The sequence below is a fragment of the Streptomyces pathocidini genome (assembly GCF_001418495.1).
Lineage (GTDB): Bacteria > Actinomycetota > Actinomycetes > Streptomycetales > Streptomycetaceae > Streptomyces > Streptomyces pathocidini.
On sequence record NZ_LIQY01000713.1, the window covers coordinates 1 to 1234 of the forward strand.

Sequence of the window (1234 nt, forward strand, 5' to 3'; positions counted from 1 at the left end):
ACGGGTCGAGCGGCCCGAGGAGGCTGTCGAGGCGGCGTTCGCGGTAGCCGGTGGCCAGGACGACGGCGTCGGTGGTGAGCCGGGTGCGGGTGCCCTGCTGGACGTGTTCCAGGTGGAGTTCGATCTGCCGGGCCCCGACCCGCCCGGCGGTGCGGACCCGTACGCCCGGGGTGAGGACGGCGTCGGGCCAGCCGCCGTCGAGGGTGCGGCGGTACAGCTCGGCGTGGATGGCGGCGAGCGTGTCGTGGTCGATGCCCTTGTGCAACTGCCACTGGCGCGGGAGGAGTTCGTCGCGTACCCGCTCGGGCAGGCCGTGGAAGTAGCGGGCGTAGTCGGGGGTGAACTGCTCCAGACCGAGCTTGCTGTACTCCATGGGCGCGAAGGCGGGTGTGCGGGCCAGCCAGGTCAGCCGCTCGCGCCCGGCGGGCCGGGCCCGCAGCAGGTCGAGGAAGACCTCGGCGCCGGACTGTCCGGAGCCGATGACGGTGAGGTGCTCGGCGCCCAGCAGCCGTTCGCGTTGGTCGAGGTAGTCGGCGGAGTGCACGACGGGCACGGTCGGCGCGTCGGCGAGCGGCCGCAGCGGCTCGGGGACGTACGGCGCGGTGCCGACGCCCAGGACGACGTTGCGCGCGTACACCCGGCCCAGGGCCAGGGCCTCGCCGTCCGGATCGACCTGGGTGAAGTCAACCTCGAACAGGGCGCGTTCGGCGTTCCAGCGGACGGCGTCGACCTGGTGGCCGAAGTGCAGTCCGGGCAGCTGCTCGCTGACCCAGCGGCAGTAGGCGTCGTATTCGGCGCGCTCGATGTGGAAGCGCTCGGCGAAGTAGAACGGGAACAGCCGGTCGCGGTGGCGCAGGTAGTTGAGGAACGACCAGGGGCTGGCGGGGTCGGCGAGGGTGACGAGGTCGGCCAGGAAGGGGACTTGGAGGGTGGTGCCCTCGATGAGCAGGCCGGGGTGCCAGTGGAAGGCGGGCCGCTGGTCGTAGAAGGCGGTGCGCAGGCCGGATACGCCGTGGGCGAGGGCGGCGAGGGAGAGGTTGAAGGGGCCGATGCCGATGCCGACGAGGTCAAGGGGCCGGTCGGCCTCCGACCCGGCGTCGGCGGCCTCGTCGGTCGCGGCGGACCCAGTGCCGGGCTCGGCGGTTGCGGTCGGCCCGGCGGTCGCAGCGGGTCCGGTGTCCGCGGCGGGCCCAGTGGCCGCAACAGGCCCGGTGGCAGTGGCGGGTCCGGTGCC

1 protein-coding gene is annotated in these 1234 nt (G+C 73.7%); it reads right to left on the bottom strand.

Annotation, left to right across the window (positions count from 1 at the left end):
- Positions 1-1057: lysine N(6)-hydroxylase/L-ornithine N(5)-oxygenase family protein (locus AOK16_RS24740; RefSeq protein ID WP_055474317.1), on the bottom strand; the 1057-nt coding region annotated here is incomplete at its 3' end.
- Between the last annotated feature and the right edge of the window lie 177 nt (positions 1058-1234).